Genomic DNA, 3,824 nt, shown 5'->3' with positions numbered 1-3,824 from the left:
ATCCGTAGAGAAATACTTTTGAATTTTGAATTTTGAATTTTGAATTCCTCCACGCCAGTCCAATATCCAATCTACAGGATTCGATACTATGACTTGAGTATCTTGGAAATTGGGTTGTACAGCAATCAGTCGAACTTCATAACGTTTCTCGTAAGTATTGAAATCTAGTTCCACTACCGCATCACATATTCCTTCAGGAATTTCTTCCTTATAATGACCCCACCAAATACCAGGAAACCCTTTATCTATAGACTCATCGCAAATTTCAAAACTTGTTTTAATATATTTGACCTTATTTCCCCGTAGGTCTGTTTGGTTCCGGTGCCAAGTATCAGTAAACCAACAATTTTGAATCAAAAGTTTAGGCACCGGGTTTCCCATACCACAGGGTTCTAAAAGCTTCAGTTCTTGAAATAAATCTCTACCTAACTCAGATACAGTCACAATTAAATCTACTTCTATTACTGGGGTTTGGTTGAGAGTTAATCCTGATGTTTCTCCCAATAGTTGATTAATAGCATCTGTAAATATCGGAATATTTTCTACTGGCAAACTGAGACCAGCAGCGAAAGGATGACCGCCAAACCTATCTAATAAATGTGCCTGATTTTTCACCAACTCATAGAGGTCTATTTTACCAACAGAACGAGCAGAACCACGAGCTAATAATTTTTTTTCAGAAGTTCTATTAGCTTCAGTTTCCTCACTCAATAGAATAGTAGGGCGACCATACTCTTGAGCTATTTGCCCTGCAACTAATCCTAGCACACCAACAGGCCATTGAGGATCTGTCAGAACTATAACATTAGTAGTAGAAAGGTCTACTTTAGTCAATTTTTGGCCAATATCTTCAACTACCTCTCTTTGTAGAGATTTGCGCCTAGAATTGGCCAACTCTGTTTCTAACGCTAATTTTTGACAATTTTGAGGGTCACGACTGGTTAATAGTTCTACACAAAAACTGGCATCTCCCATAATTCTACTCACAGCATTAATTCTCGGACCAATACCAAAAGAAATATCCGTAGGGCGATCGCCTGTTTTTTTGCACAATCCTAAAAGTTTAGCAACTCCTGGTCTAGTAGTTTTGTGTAATTGTGTACTTAATTTTTGAATACCTATTTGTGCTAAATAACGACAGTCATCTGTTAGTTGAACTAGATCGGCAATTAAACCAATAGCTACTAAATCTAATAATTCTGTTAGGGGAAGTTTAGGTATTTCTGGATAAGTTAAATAAAGTGCTTCTATAAGTTTATAAGCTACCCCAACTCCAGATAAATTATATAGGGGATGATCGGGGGAAAAATAGCGGGGATTAATAATCGCAAATAATGGCGGACGTTCTGAGGGAAGGGTATGATGATCGGTGACAATTATATCTATTCCTAAATTATTTGCATATTCTATTTCAGCAATATTTGTACTGCCTGTATCGCAGGTAATTATCAAAGTATAATTTGCTTTAGCTAACCGTTCTATGCCGGAAAAATTTAAACCATGAGATTCTGTAAATCTGTTAGGAATATAGTAAGTTAGTTGACTATTTTTATCGAAAAATTCTCCTAATCCATCCCATAGTACAGATGTTGAGGTAATTCCATCTGCATCAAAGTCTCCCCAGATAGCAACTTTTTCTTGATTATTTCTAGCAGAGATAATTCTTTCTATGGCTTTGTTAATTTCTACGCCAAATTCAAAGGAGCTAGTTGGTTGATATTGTTTTGGGTCTAAAAAACCTACTATATCTTTAGTATCTTTAATTCCTCGCTGCCATAATAATTGTGCTAGATATTTTCCTGATAATTTTGGTGCATAATTTTTGACAGATTCAATAAATGAATTAGGGGGGCGATGGGATAGAGGAACTTGCCAAGATTTTTTTTCTTGAGACATCTTTATTTAGCAATTCCAGTAATGAATAGAATAAAAAAATTAGGGCTAACCATACAACCATACAAGTATAAAAATATGATTTAAGTTGTGGGATATTGGAGATTTTTAGGGAACAGTTAACTGGGAACACTTAATACCATTTCTCAAAAAATTCTCTACATTTTCGCATTGCAGGGGAGTAGGGGAGTAGTAGGGACGTTGCATGGAACGGGAGTACACAGAAGTCAACATGAGCATAATTAATATGAAATGCCTAATAATTATCAAAAACGAATATATATGAATATGATAACTGCTATATTCTATGCTTTTAAGGAACACCTCAATTCTCACAACTAATTTGTGATTGCTACATAGAATATAAGTAAGTAGGTGAAATTAAATAAAAAATCATTCTTGAGAGAGTACACTGAATCTGGTAATTTTGCCAATAATTTTTTCTAATGAATAGAATAAAAAAATTAGGGCTAACCATGGAACCATAAAAATATAGAATATAAGTAGGTAGATGAAATTAAATAGAAAATCATTCTTGAGAGGGAAGACTGGAGCTGATAATAGGGAATAGGGATTAAAAAATTTTTCTCACCTCACCTGACAGCTGCTTATTGGTTTTATATGTTTTTACAGCCATCTACTTGGCAAAAGTTGAAAGTTTAATTATTGGTGTGAATAAGGTATAACAGAAGGAAGAAGATTAATTCTTCTATTCTGTTACTTTAGAGATTTGATAAGTATTTAAAATAATAGGAACTGTTATAAGAGAATTTTAACCTATTGGTATTGTGACAGTAATTATAACTGGTATCTTTCTTATTATTGTTGTACAAGTAGTGATTTTTCTTTAACAAAATCAAGTTCAGATGAAATATCCTATAAACCTATAAACTATTCCTGAATTTATGGAAAAAATATGTTATTCCACTACGCATTTAGGTTAGGAAATTGGTAAATCCTGTTTGCGGATGATTTCCGTAGGAAAAATTCACTCCGGGATTACTTTTAACTTTTAAATTTTAACTTTTGAATTTTGACTTGCGCGTAGCGCTACAGGTAGTAGGTTTGAGGTATTTGGGAAAAATACTAGAGTATAAAGTAATTTTCACCTTAAAGTATTAATGTACGATGCAAAGGTAAAACTCATATAGCATTTTTCATACTAATTAGGTACACCTTTAATTTTTTTTTCCTGTTCCCTATCCCTATCCCTATTGCCTATTGCCTATTCCCTGTTATTAATTAATAAATCCTGTTTCAAGAACAGGAAATTTCACAGTAAATATTGAACCTTTATTCACTTCACTAACTACAGCAATATCCCCACCCATCATTTTACAAAAGTGACGACTAATAGCTAAACCTAAACCAGTACCTCCATATTTTCGTGTTGTTGAATTGTCAGCTTGAGTAAATGGTTGAAATAAACTATCTATTTTTTCTTCTGATATACCTATACCAGTATCAGCAACACTTAAAACTAACATCTTATCTGTAGAGTTACAGTTTCCATTTTGAGAAATAAAATTTTCATCATTATTAACAACTTTAAATTTCAAAATTATTTTGCCATTCTCTGTAAATTTAGCTGCATTACTCAAAAGATTTAAAATTACTTGGCGCATTTTATTAGGATCGGCGACGATCGGTTCCTGGTTATCTTCACAGATTATTTCTAATGTATTACCATTTTCTTCAATCAACGGTTGAATAGTTGCTAAAACATTTTCAATTAATGCCATGATATCGAAGCTTTCCCAATGAACATCCATCTTACCTGCTTCAATTTTTGAAAGATCGAGAATATCATTAATTATTGTTAATAAGTGTTTGCCGGAAGTATGAATATTATCAAGGTCATGAACAAAGTCTTCATAACCTAAATCTTGGGCATCTTCCAGTAAAATTTCACTGTAGCCAATAATAGCGTA

2 protein-coding genes are annotated in these 3,824 nt (G+C 33.3%); both read right to left on the bottom strand.

Annotated features, from left to right (window positions below):
* The coding region (gene recJ, locus F6K22_RS35030) for a single-stranded-DNA-specific exonuclease RecJ (protein ID WP_293109084.1) at nt 1-1,896 on the bottom strand (1,896 nt) is incomplete at its 3' end.
* 1,235 nt (nt 1,897-3,131) lie between these two features.
* A partial coding sequence (locus tag F6K22_RS35025) for a sensor histidine kinase (RefSeq protein WP_293109082.1) occupies nt 3,132-3,824 on the bottom strand: 693 nt, incomplete at its 5' end.

Source organism: Okeania sp. SIO2F4 (assembly GCF_010672385.1).
Classification (GTDB): domain Bacteria; phylum Cyanobacteriota; class Cyanobacteriia; order Cyanobacteriales; family Microcoleaceae; genus Trichodesmium.
This window is presented reverse-complemented; position numbering and strand designations above follow the sequence as displayed.